This window comes from Kitasatospora cinereorecta, from assembly GCF_024172095.1.
Lineage (GTDB): Bacteria > Actinomycetota > Actinomycetes > Streptomycetales > Streptomycetaceae > Kitasatospora > Kitasatospora cinereorecta.
Window position 1 is genome coordinate 1,252,428 of record NZ_JAMZDX010000003.1, and the last position, 14,710, is coordinate 1,267,137.

Consider the following 14,710-nt stretch of genomic DNA (forward strand, 5'->3'; position numbering starts at 1 on the left):
CGGCACCGGCGGGCTGCTCCTCAGCGGCCCGCCGGTGCCGTTCTCGTTGCCGTTGTCGTTCCCGTCCGTCCCGGGCGCGTTACGGCAGGGTGAGGATCTCCGCGCCGTCGGCCGTGACCACGAGGGTGTGCTCGAACTGGGCGGTGCGCTTGCGGTCCTTGGTGACCACCGTCCAGCCGTCCTCCCAGATGTCGTAGTCGTAGCTGCCCAGGGTGAGCATCGGCTCGATCGTGAAGGTCATGCCGGGCTTGATCGTCTGGGTGGCCCGCTCGCTGTCGTAGTGCGGGATGATCAGGCCGGAGTGGAACGAGGTGTTGATGCCGTGGCCGGTGAAGTCGCGGACGACGCCGTAGTCGAAGCGCTTGGCGTAGGACTCGATGACCCGGCCGATGATGTTGACCTGACGGCCGGGCTTGACCGCCTTGATCGCCCGGTTGAGCGCCTCGCGGGTGCGCTCGACCAGCAGCTTGGACTCCTCGTCCACGTTGCCGCACAGGTAGGTGGCGTTGAGGTCGCCGTGCACACCGTGGATGAAGGCGGTGGCGTCGATGTTGATGATGTCGCCGTCCTGGAGGACGGTCGAGTCCGGGATGCCGTGGCAGATGACCTCGTTGATCGAGGTGCAGATCGACTTCGGGAAGCCCCGGTAGCCGAGGTCCGAGGGGTACGCGCCGTGGTCGCACATGTACTCGTGGGCGACGACATCGAGCTGGTCGGTGGTGACACCGGGCTCGATCAGCTTGGCAGCCTCCTCCATCGCCCGGGCGGCGATCCGGCCGGCGATCCGCATCTTCTCGATCGTCTCCGCGGACTGCACCTCCGGCCCGGTGTACGGAGCCGGCGCGGGCTTGCCGACGTACTCCGGACGCGCGATGTGCGCGGGGACCTTGCGGGTGGGGGACAGAGTGCCGGGTACCAGAGCCATGTCGGCGAGTCTATCCGTCACCGCTGCTCACCCCGGCCGTGTGTGCGACGCGGGCACCGGGAATGATCCGTACGGAAGCAGGACCGAAGCAGGACCGAAGCAGGACGGTGGCGGACGGCGCGCGCCGGCGGATACAGCAGAGAGTGATGACGGGAGGAGTCGCGATGGCGTTGGGATTCGGCCGCAAGCCCACCGGGAGGCCGGGGGAGTGGTTCTACTGCATCAAGCACGCCAAGGTCGAGGAGGGCCCGGAGTGTCCCGCCAAGGACCGCCTCGGCCCGTACGCCAGTCGGGAGGAGGCGTCGCACGCGCTGGAGATTGCGCAGGAGCGCAACCGCGAGTGGCGCAACGATCCGCGCTGGCGCGACGGTGACAGCTCGCAGGACGCCGAGGGCTGAGAGTCGGCCGACTCGGCGTCAGCTGCGAGGCATGCGGCCGGTTTAAAGGCCGGTTTACCAGGCGCACCGGGGGCGGGGAGGCGGGCGCTACGCGGGGACACCTTCCGACGGCGCGTCCGCATCCGCGGCGTCGGCTGAAGCGGCTGCCAGCGCCTCGTGCTGGGCGCGGACGGCGAGCGCGTTGGGGTCGGTGCGGTCGTCGTACGCCAGCAGCTTGGGCAGGGCGGCCGCCAGCGTGAGCACGCCGACCACGCACGCCACGCCGCCGGACCAGATGGACGCCCGGACGCCGAACAGGCCGGCCATGCCGCCGGCCCGGACCTGTCCCAGCTGCGGGCCGACCGAGTAGCTGAGCAGTTCCACACCGGCGAGCCGGCCGCGCAGCTCGTCGGGGATGGACTGGTTCCACATGGTGGAGCGGGCGGTGCCGCTGATCTGGTCGGCGCCGCCGGCCAGGACCAGGAAGAGCAGGACCAGCCAGACGTTCCCGACGAGTCCGGCAAAGGTCATCGCCACGCCCCAGCCGAGGGCGGCGAGCAGCAGCATCCGGCCGTGGCGGTGGATGTGCGAGGTCCAGCCGCTGGTCGCGGAGACCAGCAGTCCGCCGACCGCGGTGGCGGCGTACATCAGGCCGAGCGCCCAGCCGGCGTGCAGTTCCGAAGCCAGGAACGGGAAGACCGCCACCGGGAACGCGAACAGCATCGCCACGATGTCGATGGCGTAGGTGCCGAGCAGGTCCTTGCGGCTCCAGGCGTACGTGACGCCGGTCAGGATGGCGCGCAGGGACGGCTTGTCGGCGCCGCTCGAGGGCGGGACGGCGCGCATCCGGGCCAGCAGCAGGAGCGAGACGGCGAAGCTCGCGACGTCGAGCGCGTACGCGGTCTGCACCCCGGCGAGGGCAACGATCACGCCGGCGAGGGCCGGTCCGGCGACCGAGCCGACGTTGCGGTAGAGCGAGTTGAGCGCGAACGCGGCGGTGAGCTGGTCGTGCGGGACGATCCGCGGGGTGAGCGAGTCGAGTGCCGGACGCTGCAGGCCGTCGACGGCGGCGACCAGGGCCGCGACCAGGTAGATCGGCCACAGCAAGGGGTTCGGCAGCAGGGCGTTGAGCAGCAGGAGGCCGGTGAGCAAACCCAGCCCGGCCTCGGAGAACAGCACCAGCTTCCGCCGGTCCAGCGCATCGGCGAGGGCGCCGCCCCACAGCCCGAAGACGATCAGCGGCACCAGTTCGAAGGCACCGATCAGGCCGACCGCGAAGGAGGAGCCGGTGAGGTCCTTGATCTGGATCGGGACGGCGATGTACGTGAGGAAGGTGCCGAACGCGCTGACGCAGCCGGAGCTCCACAGCAGGCGGAAGTCGCGCGAGGAGCGCCAGGGGGCGAGGTCGGGCAGGATCCGCTGCAGCACCGAACGTGAACGGTCGGCCTCGCCACCGGAGGTGCTCCCGCCGCCGCTCGGGAGGTCGGAGTCGTGGAGGGGGTCGGGTCGGCCGGTGGAACCGTTCGGAGAATCGCCGGAGGCGCCGTCGGAAGGGGCAGAGGTGCTCACGTCCGCTCATGCTGCGACGCCCGTCCGCCGTGGGCAAACGAATTTCCAGGCGCCCGGCCAGCCGCCCGGCCGCCCGGCTCACCGATCGGCCGCCCGCCCTGGTAGCTACCAGCGCAGCGCAGGCGGCGCGGTGAGCCGCTCGGCGAGCCGGGCGAGCCGGGAGCGGGCCCGTCCGGCGGTGCCGGCGGCGGCGCTGACCAGGTGCTGGACCAGTTCGAACGGCTCCGGTCCGGCCTCCGGGACGGTCAACCGCTCGTGGGCGAGATCGCCGAGCTCCCGGTCGCCGGTGTCCAGGGCCAGCACGGTCGCCCCGCCGCGCCGCGCGTAGTGGACGCGTTCCAGCAGCGGCACGCCCGCCGGGTCGGGCGCGACGACCAGCACGGTGGCGCCGCGCCCCGCGTCGGCGAGCCGCCGCAGCCCGGCCGACAGGTGCTCGGGGCAGTCGGGTGGGACGGCGTGCCGCACCAGGGTGGGGGAGAGGGCGGGCAGCCCGCACAGCGCCGCCTCGTCGTCCAGGTGCGCGGCGAGGTGCCACGGTTCGTAGCGCGGGGTGCCGACCAGCAGCAGGCCGCGCGACGTCCGGCCGGTCACCGCGTCGCGCAGCGTGCCGGCGAAGGATCCGGTGCTCTCGAGCCAGCCGGTACCGGCCAGCGACTCCCGGAGTGCGGAAACTCTCACCGCGTCCATGGCCGACAAGCATGGAGTGCCCTGGGCCGGTTTGGCAGGATCTCCGGTATGACGCAACCCGAATCAGTGAATGCGGCGGCCGGACCGGGCCGCGAACTGCCGGACGTCTCCGGCTTGGTGGTCGGTGTCCTCGGCGGCACGGGCGACCAAGGCCGCGGCCTGGCGTACCGGTTCGCTCTGGCCGGTCAGCAGGTGGTGATCGGTTCCCGCAGCGCCGAGCGCGCGGCGGAGGTGGCCGGCGAGATCGGCCTGGGCGTGCGCGGCGCCGACAACGCCGCCTGTGCCCGGGAGAGCGACGTCGTGATCGTCGCGGTGCCGTGGGAGGGCCACGCGGCGACGCTCACCGCACTGCGCGAGGACCTCGCCGGCAAGATCGTGGTGGACTGCGTCAACCCGCTCGGCTTCGACAAGCAGGGCGCGTACGCGCTGCAGGTCGAGGAAGGCAGCGCCGCCCAGCAGGCGGCCGCCCTGCTGCCCGACTCGCGGGTGACCGCCGCCTTCCACCACCTCTCGGCGGTGCTGCTGCAGGACGCCGGGATCGACCGGATCGACACCGACGTGTTGGTGCTGGGCGAGGAGCGGGCCGCCACCGACATCGTCCAGGCACTCGCCGAGCGGATCCCCGGCATGCGCGGGATCTTCGCCGGGCGGCTGCGCAACGCCCACCAGGTCGAGGCGCTGGTGGCGAACCTGATCTCGGTCAACCGCCGCTACAAGGCGCACGCCGGCCTGCGGATCACCGACGTCTGACACCCGCCGACCGGCCCCCCTGGACAGACCGCGGGGGCCGGTCGGCGACAATGGGTCGGTACGCACCCGCCCCTAGGAGCTCAGACCATGCCCCGCAACGCCCTGTATGCCTCGATCGTCCTCGTGCTCGCGGTGACCGCCGCAGTGGTCTCCTTCATCGAGGGCAACTGGCTCGGCGTGGTGTGGGTGCTGATGGCGGGCGTCGCGAGCAACATCGCCTGGTTCTACATCCGCAAGGACCGGATCGAGCGCGCCCGCGCCGAGCAGAACTAGCCCGGAACTAGCCCCGAACGAGCCCGCTCCCCGGCGCGGGGTCACTTCCAGAACATGAAGAGGTCGTGGCCGACCGCGGTGTAGAAGGCGTCGACGCCGAAGAGGCTCATCACGCCGGACGCGGCCTTGATCAGCCAGGCGCCCGCCTGGGTCTGCCAGATCACCACGAACAGCGCCAGCATGCCGTACGGCGCGAACGGCTCGACCGCGCGCCGGGTCTTGTACGACAGCCACGGCTCGACGATGCCGTATCCGTCCAGGCCGGGGACCGGGAGCAGGTTCAGGATCGCAGCGGTGACCTGGAGGAAGCCCAGGAAGGCCAGGGCGGCGGGCAACGGCGAGATGCCCTGGTCGACCCCGCCGAGCACGGCCGTCACATCGGGGTTGTCGAACCAGCCGCTGCCCGCCAGCGCCAGCAGCACCGCGCCGAACACGACGTTGACCAGCGGGCCGGCCGCCGAGATCAGGCTGTGCTTGACCCGGCTCTGGATCCGGTGGCGCTCGATGAAGACCGCGCCGCCGGGCAGGCCGATGCCGCCCAGCATGATGAAGATCACGGGCAGGATCACGCTGAGCAGCGCGTGGGTGTACTTGAACGGGTTGAGGGTCAGGTAGCCCTTGGCGCCGATGGTGATGTCGCCGCCGTGCAGCGCCGTCCTGGCGTGCGCGTACTCGTGCAGGCTGAGCGAGACCACCCAGCCGGCGACCACGAAGAGGAAGACGCCGAAGCGCGCGTTGCCGTAGCCGTTGGCCACCGCCCAGCCCGAGGTGCCGAGGACGGCCAGCAGCACCCAGAAGACCGGGCTGATCCGGTTCTCCTCGCTGCGGCTGCGAGTGGTCGCGAAGGTCATGGCGGGTGGGCTCCGGGGCTGGTGGACGAGGTCTGACCGATCATGCCGGGCCGGGTGGCCGCCGGACAACCGGTCCCGGGTGAACGTACGGCACGGGCGGGGTGTTCCGGGCCGGGCGGCTCGGCCGGCCGATCGGCCCCCGCGGGCGGGTGAAGGCGAGCGCGGTCGGGCATCCGGATATGTGTGCGCCCGGGGGCCGTGGTCTCCACCAGAATGGTCGGGTGCACTACGGCATCCTCGGTACCACCACGGCCCATCACGACGACGGCAGCCCCGTCCCGCTCGGCGGGGCGCGGCTGCGCGCCCTGCTGGCCGCGCTGGTGCTCCGCCAGGGCCGGCCGGTGCCGGCCGACCTGCTGGTGGACGAGGTGTGGGACGCCGAGCCGCCGCAGGACGCGCTCGCCGCGCTGCAGACCCTGGTCGGCCGCCTGCGGCGGACGGTCGGGCGGGACGAGATCGGCTCGGGACCGGCCGGCTACTGGCTGACCGGCGGCCGGACCGACGTCGGTGAGTTCCAGCGGCTGACCGGGGAGGGCCGCGGGGCGCTGGAGTGCGGCGACCCCGAGCAGGCGGTGGCCCGGCTGGACGAGGCGCTGGCGCTGTGGCGCGGCCCCGCGCTGGCCGACCTGCCGGACCGGCACGCCCCGGCGACCCGCCTGGAGGCGCAGCGGGACGAGGCCCGGCGCCACCGGATCACCGCCGAGCTGGCCCTCGGCCGCGCCGCCGCGGCGGCGGTCGAGCTCGCCGAGCTGTGCGATCTGCGCCCGCTCGACGAGCAGTTGCAGGCGCTGCTGATCCGCGCCCTGCGCGACAGCGGCCGTTCCGCCGAGGCGCTGCAGCGGTACGAGACCGTCCGGCGACTGCTGGCCGACGCCCTGGGCACCGACCCCGGGGTCGAACTCCAGACACTGCACCGCGAGTTGCTGAACCCGCCGACGGAACCGGCCCGGGAGGCCCGGGAGGCCCGCGAGCGCGCGGTCGGAACCGCCGCCGCCGTCGTAACCGCACCCGCCGTTGTAACCGCACCCGCAGTCAACGACCACCACGACCACCACGACCACCACGACCACCACACCCGCCCCGACCACCCCACCGACCACCCCGCCGAGCGGCCCAGCGGCAACCTGCGGCCCCGGCTGACCAGCTTCGTCGGCCGCGACGCCGACCTGGCCGCGGTCCGGGCGGCCCTGGCCGCCGGCCGGCTGACCACGCTCACCGGGCCGGGCGGCTCCGGGAAGACGCGGCTCTCGCTGGAGGCGGGTCGGCTGGCGCAGAGCGGCGCCGACCGGCCGGACAGTGACCGCCCGGACAGTGACCGCCCGGACAGTGGCTGGCCGGACGGTGCGTGGCCGGACGGCGTCTGGCAGGCGGAACTCGCGCCGCTGGAGGACCCGGCGGCGGTCCCCGGCGCGGTGGTCTCCGCGCTCGGGCTGCGCGAGACGGTGCTGCACACCGGCAGCGCGGTGGCCGAGGCGATCGAGACCCGGGACGATCCGGTGCGCCGCCTGGTCGAGTACTGCGCGCGGCGCCGGATGCTGCTGGTGCTGGACAACTGCGAGCACGTGATCCAGGCCGCGGCCGACCTGGTGGACCGGCTGCTGGCCGAGTGCCCGGGGCTGACCGTGCTGGCCACCAGCCGTGAGCCGCTGGGCGTGCCGGGCGAGACGGTGCTGCCGGTCGAGCCGCTGCCGGACCCGGCCGCGCTGCGGCTGCTGGCCGAGCGCGGCGCCGCCGCCCGGCCCGGCTTCCGGGTGGACGACGACCCGGAGGCGTGCGCCGAGATCTGCCGCCGTCTGGACGGTCTGCCGCTGGCCATCGAGCTGGCCGCCGCCCGGCTGCGCGGCCTGACTCCGCGCCAGCTCGCCGACCGGTTGGACGGCCGGTTCGCCCTGCTCACCGCCGGTTCCCGGACTCTGTTGCCGCGTCAGCAGACTCTGCGCGCGGTGGTCGACTGGAGCTGGGACCTGCTCGGCAAGCGCGAGCGCGCGGTGCTGCGCCGGCTGTCGGTGTTCGCCGGCGGCTGCACCCTGGAGGACGCCGAGCAGGTGGTCGCGGACGGCACCGAGGTGCCCGGCGAGGAGGTCGCCGACCTGCTGCTCTCGCTGGTCGACAAGTCGCTGCTGGTCGCCGACCTGGGCGGGCAGTCGCGGTACTGGATGCTGGAGACCATCCACGAGTACGCGACCGAGCGGCTCGCCGAGGCGCTCGAACCCGAGGTGGCGCTGCGTCACATCCGGCACTACCGGGAGCTGGTCCGGCAGGCCCAGCTGCGGCTGCACGGTCCCGGGCAGCTGGCCGAGCTGGGCCGGCTGGAGCGCGAGCAGGACAACATCCGGGCCGCGCTGCGCCGCGCGGTCGACCTGGCCGAGGAGCAGGAGGCGCTGGTCCTGGCGCTGGCGATGTCCGACTACTGGGCGCTGCGGGACTACCGGACCGAGGCCCGCGGCTGGTACGACGCGATCGCCGAGCTCGGCCCCGACCCGTACGCGGACGGCGCGCCGGCGCCCGAGCCGCTGGCCGACAACCCGCTGGACGCGCCGCCGCCGATGCGTCCGGCGATGCTCCAGGAGGCCCGCCGCCAGGTGCGGCTGTACCGGCTGATCTCGATGTTCACCGGGAACATGGCGATGCTGAACGACACCGGCGCCCTCGACACGGCGGGCCGGATCATGCGGACGTACGGTCCCGAGCTGCCGCAGTCGTACCGGGCCCCGGTGCTGATGCGGATCTTCGCGACGTTCCTGAGCGGCGAGATGGACGGGATGCGGGCGGTCGTGGACGACGCGGTGGCCGGTGCCCGGCGCCACGGGCGGGACGGGGACCTGGCGTTCATCCTGCAGTTGCGCTCCCGGCTGCTCAACGACTTCGTCGGCGCGCTCGACCAGGCCATCGCGGACTGCGAGGAGGCGATGGACCTGTTCACCCGGCTCGGCGACCGCTGGGGTCTGTCCGAGACGCTCTCCGCGCAGGCCGAGAACCTGGCGAAGAAGGGCGAGAGCGCGCGGGCCGCGGCGGCGTACCGGGAGGCGATCGAGATCGCCACCGAGCTCGGCGCCCACCAGGAGGTCCCGATGGCGCAGGTCCGGCTCGGCGAGACGCTCTTCGAGCTCGACCAGGAGACCGGGGAGCGGATGGTCCGCGAGGCGCTGGAGGCGCTCGACTCCACTCACCACCAGTCCGACGGCGCCCGGATGTACGGCCGACTGGTGCTGTGCAACCTGCACGTGCAGCGCGGCGAGTACGCCGAGGGGCTGCACCAGCTCGATCTGCTGGAGCAGGACGAGCAGGCCTTCGGGCCGGTCATCCCCGGGGTCTTCGTGGGGATCGTCACCTGTGTCCGGGCCTGGGCAGTGGCCCGGTCCGGCCACCCGGAGGAGGGGCTGCGGCTGCTGCGCGAGGGCCGCCGGAAGATGACCTCGATCCAGGGCCGGGCGACCCTGTTCGCCGAGCACATGGCGGTGATGCTGCTGACCCCGGCGGCCGCCGTGCTCGCCGAGGCGGCCACCGCCCTGGACGCCCCGGGCGCCGCCCGCCGGTCGGCCGAACTGCTCGGCGCCCACGAGCAGCTGAACGGCCTGGACGGTTCCTTCATGGAGCGCCAGGAGCGGGACCGGTGCGTCCGCACGGTCCGCGCGCTGCTCGGCGACGAGGCGTACGGGACGGCGTACGAGCAGGGCCGCCGCCTCACCCTGAAGGAGGCGGTGGCCCTGCTGGACGACCCGTCGGCCTACTGATCGCCGGTCGGGTCGGCCCACCTGACCGCCGGTCAGGCCTGCCCACGGGAGTTCACGTCCGCTTGCGGAAGCGGGCGACCGCGAGCGGGGCGAAGACCGCGGTGACCGCGACCGACCAGATCAGCACCACGGTGACCGAGTGGGCCAGCGGCCCGCCGTTGATCAGGCTGCGGCAGGCGTCGGCCAGTGCGGACAGCGGGTTGTACTTGGTGAACGCCTGCAGCCAGCCGGGCATCGTGGTGGTCGGCGCGAAGATCGAGCTGCCGAACTGCAGCGGCATGATCACCAGCATCGACACTCCCTGGACCGCCTGGGCGCTGCGCAGCGACATGCCGAGCAGCATCGAGATCCACACCATCGACATGCCGAACAGCAGCGACAGGCCGACGGCGGCGAGCAGTTCGAGCGGGCCGGTCTTGATCTCCAGCCCGAGCACCATCGAGAAGCCGATCAGGATGGTGAAGGAGACCAGGCCGCGGCAGGTCTCGGCGGCGATCTTGGACAGCAGGACGGCCGAGCGGCCGATCGGCAGGGTGCGGAAGCGATCCATCACGCCGGTCTGGAAGTCGCTGTTCAGGCCGGTGCCGACGGCCATCGCGAGGTTGAGGCCAGTGGTGCCGAGCAGGCCCGGGATCATGTACTGGATGTACTCCTGCTGGCTTCCGGCGACCGCGCCGCCGAACACGTAGACGAACAGCAGCGTGAAGATGATCGGGATCAGCAGCGCGTCGAGCATCGACTCGGGGTCGGCCTTGATGCGCATCAGGTTGCGCCGGGTCAGCGCGCCGAGGTGGCGCAGATTCGAGCGGAACCCGATCCGGGTGTCGTGCTGGTCGAGGACGGCGGTGGTCATGCGACGGGCTCCTTGTCACGGATCGGGGCGGAGGCGGACCGGCCGGGCTTGCCGGTGATGGCGAGGAAGACCTCGTCGAGGCTGGGCAGCTTGGTGTCGATGCCGGTGATGCCGAAGCCGCGGGTGCCGAGCACCCCGACCACGGCGGTGAGCTGCTCCGCGTCGGTCAGCTGGACCGAGAGCAGGCCGGTGTCCTCGGAGTAGGTGGCGAGCACGCCGCTCTCGCGCAGGCACGCGACCATCGCGGGCAGGTCCTCCGGCCGGGTCGGCCGCACCTGGAGGGTCTGGCCGCCGACCTGGGTCTTGAGCTCGTCGATGCCGCCGTTGGCGATCACCCGGCCCTTGTCGATCACGGTCAGCTCGTGGGCCAACTGCTCGGCCTCCTCCATGTACTGCGTGGTCAGCAGCACGGTGGAGCCCTCGGTGACCATCCGCTGCACCTCGTCCCACACCTCGTTGCGGGTGCGCGGGTCCAGGCCGGTGGTGGGCTCGTCCAGGTAGAGGACCTTCGGCCGGCCGATCATCGACGCGGCGAGGTCGAGGCGGCGGCGCATGCCGCCCGAGTACGTCTTCGCGGGCCGCTTGGCGGCATCGGTCAGCGAGAAGCGCTCCAGCAGCTCAGTGGCCCGCGCCTTGGCGTCGCGGCCGGACAGGTCGAGCAGCCGGCCGATCAGGTAGAGGTTCTCGTAGCCCGACAGCAGCTCGTCGACGGAGGCGTACTGGCCGGTCAGGCCGATGGTGCGACGGAGCTGCTTCGGCTGGCGCAGGACGTCGTAGCCGCCGACGAAGGCGCTGCCGGCGTCGGGCTTGATCAGGGTGGACAGGACGCGGACCAGGGTGGTCTTGCCGGCGCCGTTGGGGCCGAGCAGGCCCAGCACGGTGCCCTCGCGGACGGTGAGGTCGACGCCGTCGAGGGCCCTGGTCTCGCCGTACGTCTTCACGATGCCGCGGACTTCCACGGCGTTGCTGTTGGCGATCGATGTCATGCCGCAAGACTGTCCGGGCCCGCTGTCACACCGCTGTCAGCCCGCTGTCACCCCACTGACAGCAACCACAGGGGCTCGTGGGGCACGCCCGGCCTTCGGCCGGGAAGTGCCCCACGAGCCCCTGGTGGAGCCCCTACTTGAAGGTGTGCTCCGGCGCCGGGAAGGTCCCCGCGCTGACGTCGGCCGCGAACTCGCGGGCCGCGTCACCGAGCACGCTCCGCAGGTTGGCGTACTGCTTCACGAACTTCGGCACCCGCCCCGCCGTCATCCCGGCGAAGTCGGTCCACACCAGGACCTGGGCGTCGGTGCCGGCGCCCGCGCCGATGCCGACGGTCGGGACGGCCAGCTGCTCGGTGACCTGGGCGGCCAGCTCGGCCGGCACGGCCTCCAGCACCACCGAGAACGCCCCGGCCTGCTGCACCGCCTTGGCGTCCCGCAGCAGCTGGTGCGCGGCCTCGTCGCCGCGGCCCTGCACGGGGTACCCGCCGAAGGCGTGCACCGACTGCGGGGTGAGGCCGATGTGCGCCATCACCGGGATGCCGGCCTCGACCAGCAGCTCGATCGAGCGGGCGCTGCGCTCGCCGCCCTCCAGCTTGACCGCGCCGACCCCGGCCTCCTTCATCAGCCGGGCGGCGTTGTGCATGGCCTGCGCGGGCGACTCCTGGTACGAGCCGAACGGCATGTCGCCGACGATCAGGGCGCGCTTGGTGCCGCGGACGACGGCGGCGGAGAGCATCACCATCTGATCCATGGTCACCGGCACGGTGGTCTCGTAGCCGAGGTGGCAGTTGCCGGCCGAGTCGCCGACCAGCAGCACGGGGATGCCGGCCTCGTCGAACACGCCGGCGGTGAGGGCGTCGTACGCGGTGAGCATGGCCCACCGCTCGCCGGCCTGCTTGGCCTTCGCGAGGTCGCGCACCGTCACCCGGCGGTTGGTGATGCCGCCGTAGAGGACGGCGCCCTCGGGCGCCTGGGCAGGCTGAAGCGGAGAAGCGTTCATCGAACAGACTCCTGATGGTTGTCGTCTCGTGGCGCCGTACGGCGTCCCCGGATCAGGTCCCATGCTTGCACGCCGAGCGCCCGGCGCAAAGACCGGTGCCGGTCACGTCCGGTTCGGTTCCTGCCGCGGCCTCTTTACCGTGAATTTGCGATACGGTCCCGTCTCGTATCGAAAATCGCGCTACGCTGATCCGCATGACCACCTCCGCGCCCCCGGCGCCGTCACGCGTGCCCGAAGCCGTACACCGCCGCCGATGGGCGATCCTGGGCACGTTGGTGCTCGCCCTGCTCGTCGTCGTCCTCGACAACTCGATCCTGAACGTCGCGATGAAGACCATCGCCACCCCCGCCCCGGTCGGCCTCGGCGCCAGCCAGAGCGACCTGGAGTGGGCGATCAACTCGTACACGCTGGTCTTCGCCGGACTGCTGTTCACCGCCGGTCTGCTGGGCGACCGCTTCGGCCGGAAGTGGACCCTGCTCGGCGGCATGCTGGTCTTCGGCCTCGGCTCGCTGCTCTCGGCCCTCGCGGCCAGCCCCGGCGAGCTGATCGGTTACCGGGCGGTGATGGGCCTCGGCGGCGCGTTCGTGATGCCCGCCACGCTGGCGATCATCATGAACGTCTTCGAGCGGCACGAGCAGCCCAAGGCGATCGGCATCTGGGCCGGCGCGGTGGGCCTGGCCATCGCCATCGGCCCGATCACCGGCGGTCTGCTGATCGAGCACTTCTGGTGGGGCTCGGTCTTCCTGGTCAACGTGCCGATCGTGGCGGTCGCCCTGGTCGCGATGTTCCTGCTGGTGCCCGACTCCAAGGACCCCAACCCGGGCCGGCTCGACCCGGTCGGCGTGCTGCTGTCCATCGTCGGCCTGGTGGCGCTGATCTACGGCATCATCAAGGGCGGCGAGCTGGCCGACTTCCTGAACGCCGGGGCGTGGGTGCCGATCCTGGTCGGCGTGCTGGCCCTGGTCGCCTTCGTGGTCTTCGAGAAGCGCACCAGCCACCCCGCGCTGGACATCACCTGGTTCCGCAACAAGGTGTTCTCGGCTTCCATCGGCGTGGTCGGCGTGGTCTTCTTCGCGCTGATGGGCGTCTCCTTCTTCGGCGTCTTCTACACCCAGAGCGTGCGCGGCTACAGCGCCCTGCAGGCCGGTGAGCTGATGCTGCCGCTGGCCGTCGCCCAGCTGCTGTTCGCCCCGCGCGCCCGGCTGGTGGTCGACCGCTTCGGCGTCCGGGTCACCTGCGCCGGCGGCATGGCGCTGATCGTGGTCGGCTTCCTCGGGTACGTCTTCCTCGGCGCGACCACCCCGATCTGGGTGCTGGTGGTGCTCGGCTTCGTGATGGGCGCCGGCATGGCCCACGTGATGCCGCCGGTCACCGTGGCCATCATGGGTTCGCTGCCGCGCGAGAAGGCCGGCGCCGGCTCCGCGCTGAACAACACCTTCCGCCAGGTCGGCGGCTCGCTCGGGGTCGCCGTGCTCGGCGCGGTGCTCTCCACCGTCTACCGCGACGGCGTCTCCGACCACCTCGCCCAGCTGCCGCCCGCCCTCCGCGAGAAGGCCGGCGAGTCGCTGGAGGCCACCATGGCCATCGCCGAGAAGACCCACAGCGCCGCGCTGATCGCGCCCGCCAAGGACTCCTTCCTGCACGCCATGCACGTGGTCGCCGGGATCTCCGCCGGGGTCACCCTGGTCGGCGCCCTGCTGGCCCTCCTGCTGCTGCCCGGCAAGGTGCCCGCCGCCCCCGGCGGCCCCGGCGCGCCGCGAAAGGCCGAGCCCGAGTCCAGCCCGGCCAAGGTCTGAGCCCCCGGCCAGGTCGGTCCGGCAGGCCAAGATCCGATCGAGGGAGCGCGCGGTGGACAATGGCGTCATGAAGACCGAGCTCCCGGCCCCGGCGGCCGGCTCCACCGACGCGCCCGACGGCCCCGCACCGGAGCAGTGCGCTCCGCGGCGGGGCCGTCCGCGCAGCGAGGCCGCCGAGCAGGCGATCTTCGCCGCGGTGGAGCAGCTGATGGAGGACGGGGGCAGCCTGCCCGAGCTCTCCATCGAGCGGATCGCCGCCGCCGCCGGGGTCGGCAAGGCGACCATCTACCGGCGCTGGCCCAACAAGGAGGCCCTGCTGGTCGACGTGGTCGCCCGGCTGGAGGAGCCGCTGCCGGTGATGGCCGGGCCCAGCTACCGCGACGACCTCATCCAGATGATCGAGTACATGCGGCGGCGCGGCCTGATCAAGCGTTCCCGCTGGGTGGTCAAGTCCGCCCTCGGCCAGATGGGCGCCTGGCCGGAGCTGAAGAACGCCTACCACGAGCGGGTGGTCAAGCCGCGCCGCGAACTGGCCCGGCAGATCGTCCGGCGCGGTGTCGAGGCGGGCGAGCTGCGCTCGGACCTCGACGAGGAACTGCTCTGCGAGCTGCTGCTCGGCCCGATCCTGCTGCGCACCGTGCTGTGGGACGAGGCGCCGCTGGACGAGCCGGACCTCGCCCTGCGGATGGTCGACGCCGTCCTGGAGGGCATCGGCACCGCGCCCCGCACCGAAGCGCGCTGAGCCCGCACACCCGGCGCACACCCACCCCCCGGGCCGACGCGCGCCGCGGTGGTGCGCCGACGCCCGTTCCGTGCCGCCGCGAGCTGCAGTGACGCATCTCACGACCGTGGACTCGCCGGAACCCGCCGTCGGTACGGGCACGTCTGTCCCGTCATAGGCTGAGCCGA

13 protein-coding genes are annotated in these 14,710 nt (G+C 72.5%); 6 read left to right on the forward strand and 7 right to left on the reverse strand.

What is annotated here, in order from left to right; all coding sequences use genetic code 11:
* Positions 1–79 precede the first annotated feature (79 nt).
* Positions 80–925: a type I methionyl aminopeptidase gene (map, locus tag FHR36_RS19080; protein ID WP_253798831.1), complete on the reverse strand. Its 846-nt coding sequence runs from the start codon at positions 923–925 to the stop codon at positions 80–82.
* A gap of 164 nt (positions 926–1,089) precedes the next feature.
* On the opposite strand from map, the gene FHR36_RS19085 reads away from it, so the two are divergent.
* Entirely contained in the window at positions 1,090–1,323 is a 234-nt protein-coding gene (locus FHR36_RS19085) for a hypothetical protein (RefSeq protein ID WP_253798833.1), read from the forward strand.
* 87 nt (positions 1,324–1,410) lie between these two features.
* On the opposite strand, the gene FHR36_RS19090 is transcribed toward FHR36_RS19085, so the two are convergent.
* The gene (locus tag FHR36_RS19090) at positions 1,411–2,730 is read right to left on the reverse strand and encodes an MFS transporter (RefSeq protein WP_253799438.1); all 1,320 of its coding nucleotides are present in this window, start codon (positions 2,728–2,730) and stop codon (positions 1,411–1,413) included.
* A 246-nt stretch (positions 2,731–2,976) separates the two neighbouring features.
* Positions 2,977–3,558 (reverse strand): hypothetical protein, encoded by a 582-nt coding sequence (locus FHR36_RS19095; protein WP_253798836.1) that lies wholly within the window; start codon positions 3,556–3,558, stop codon positions 2,977–2,979.
* Positions 3,559–3,606: 48 nt separating this feature from the next.
* Between FHR36_RS19095 and npdG the strand changes: the two genes are divergently transcribed.
* Both npdG and FHR36_RS19105 read left to right on the forward strand, forming a co-directional pair.
* Positions 3,607–4,308: an NADPH-dependent F420 reductase gene (npdG, locus tag FHR36_RS19100; RefSeq protein ID WP_253798838.1), complete on the forward strand. Its 702-nt coding sequence runs from the start codon at positions 3,607–3,609 to the stop codon at positions 4,306–4,308.
* Positions 4,309–4,395: 87 nt separating this feature from the next.
* On the forward strand, positions 4,396–4,581 hold the full coding sequence (locus FHR36_RS19105) for a hypothetical protein (RefSeq protein ID WP_253798839.1): 186 nt from the start codon (positions 4,396–4,398) through the stop codon (positions 4,579–4,581).
* A 41-nt stretch (positions 4,582–4,622) separates the two neighbouring features.
* Here FHR36_RS19105 and FHR36_RS19110 read toward each other — a convergent pair whose 3' ends face one another.
* Complete coding sequence (locus FHR36_RS19110; RefSeq protein WP_253798841.1) at positions 4,623–5,432, reverse strand: site-2 protease family protein; 810 nt, start codon at positions 5,430–5,432, stop codon at positions 4,623–4,625.
* Positions 5,433–5,653: 221 nt separating this feature from the next.
* Here FHR36_RS19110 and FHR36_RS19115 point away from each other — a divergent pair, with 221 nt between their 5' ends.
* On the forward strand, positions 5,654–9,166 hold the full coding sequence (locus FHR36_RS19115) for an AfsR/SARP family transcriptional regulator (protein WP_308199523.1): 3,513 nt from the start codon (positions 5,654–5,656) through the stop codon (positions 9,164–9,166).
* A gap of 52 nt (positions 9,167–9,218) precedes the next feature.
* On the opposite strand, the gene FHR36_RS19120 is transcribed toward FHR36_RS19115, so the two are convergent.
* From FHR36_RS19120 to panB, 3 genes are all read right to left on the reverse strand, one after another.
* On the reverse strand, positions 9,219–10,019 hold the full coding sequence (locus FHR36_RS19120) for an ABC transporter permease (protein ID WP_253798845.1): 801 nt from the start codon (positions 10,017–10,019) through the stop codon (positions 9,219–9,221).
* Complete coding sequence (locus tag FHR36_RS19125) at positions 10,016–11,005, reverse strand: ATP-binding cassette domain-containing protein (protein ID WP_253798847.1); 990 nt, start codon at positions 11,003–11,005, stop codon at positions 10,016–10,018. Before FHR36_RS19125 ends, FHR36_RS19120 begins: the two co-directional genes overlap by 4 nt.
* 133 nt (positions 11,006–11,138) lie before the next feature.
* Positions 11,139–12,005: a 3-methyl-2-oxobutanoate hydroxymethyltransferase gene (gene panB, locus FHR36_RS19130; protein ID WP_253798849.1), complete on the reverse strand. Its 867-nt coding sequence runs from the start codon at positions 12,003–12,005 to the stop codon at positions 11,139–11,141.
* Positions 12,006–12,199: 194 nt separating this feature from the next.
* Between panB and FHR36_RS19135 the strand changes: the two genes are divergently transcribed.
* Together FHR36_RS19135 and FHR36_RS19140 are read left to right on the forward strand one after the other, a co-directional pair.
* Positions 12,200–13,801, forward strand: coding sequence for an MFS transporter (locus tag FHR36_RS19135; protein WP_253798851.1), 1,602 nt, complete (start codon positions 12,200–12,202; stop codon positions 13,799–13,801).
* 67 nt (positions 13,802–13,868) lie between these two features.
* Positions 13,869–14,543 carry a TetR/AcrR family transcriptional regulator gene (locus tag FHR36_RS19140; protein WP_253798853.1) on the forward strand — a complete coding sequence of 225 codons (675 nt, stop codon included), beginning with the start codon at positions 13,869–13,871 and terminating at the stop codon, positions 14,541–14,543.
* Positions 14,544–14,710 lie beyond the last annotated feature (167 nt).

What these genes read in the sequence shown, in the direction of transcription:
- map (WP_253798831.1), bottom strand. Translation starts at nt 925, where the DNA reads ATGGCTCTGGTACCCGGCACTCTGTCCCCCACCCGCAAGGTCCCCGCG.
- FHR36_RS19085 (WP_253798833.1), top strand. Translation starts at nt 1,090, where the DNA reads ATGGCGTTGGGATTCGGCCGCAAGCCCACCGGGAGGCCGGGGGAGTGG.
- FHR36_RS19095 (WP_253798836.1), bottom strand. Translation starts at nt 3,558, where the DNA reads ATGGACGCGGTGAGAGTTTCCGCACTCCGGGAGTCGCTGGCCGGTACC.
- npdG (WP_253798838.1), top strand. Translation starts at nt 3,607, where the DNA reads ATGACGCAACCCGAATCAGTGAATGCGGCGGCCGGACCGGGCCGCGAA.
- FHR36_RS19105 (WP_253798839.1), top strand. Translation starts at nt 4,396, where the DNA reads ATGCCCCGCAACGCCCTGTATGCCTCGATCGTCCTCGTGCTCGCGGTG.
- FHR36_RS19110 (WP_253798841.1), bottom strand. Translation starts at nt 5,432, where the DNA reads ATGACCTTCGCGACCACTCGCAGCCGCAGCGAGGAGAACCGGATCAGC.
- FHR36_RS19120 (WP_253798845.1), bottom strand. Translation starts at nt 10,019, where the DNA reads ATGACCACCGCCGTCCTCGACCAGCACGACACCCGGATCGGGTTCCGC.
- FHR36_RS19125 (WP_253798847.1), bottom strand. Translation starts at nt 11,005, where the DNA reads ATGACATCGATCGCCAACAGCAACGCCGTGGAAGTCCGCGGCATCGTG.
- panB (WP_253798849.1), bottom strand. Translation starts at nt 12,005, where the DNA reads ATGAACGCTTCTCCGCTTCAGCCTGCCCAGGCGCCCGAGGGCGCCGTC.
- FHR36_RS19135 (WP_253798851.1), top strand. Translation starts at nt 12,200, where the DNA reads ATGACCACCTCCGCGCCCCCGGCGCCGTCACGCGTGCCCGAAGCCGTA.
- FHR36_RS19140 (WP_253798853.1), top strand. Translation starts at nt 13,869, where the DNA reads ATGAAGACCGAGCTCCCGGCCCCGGCGGCCGGCTCCACCGACGCGCCC.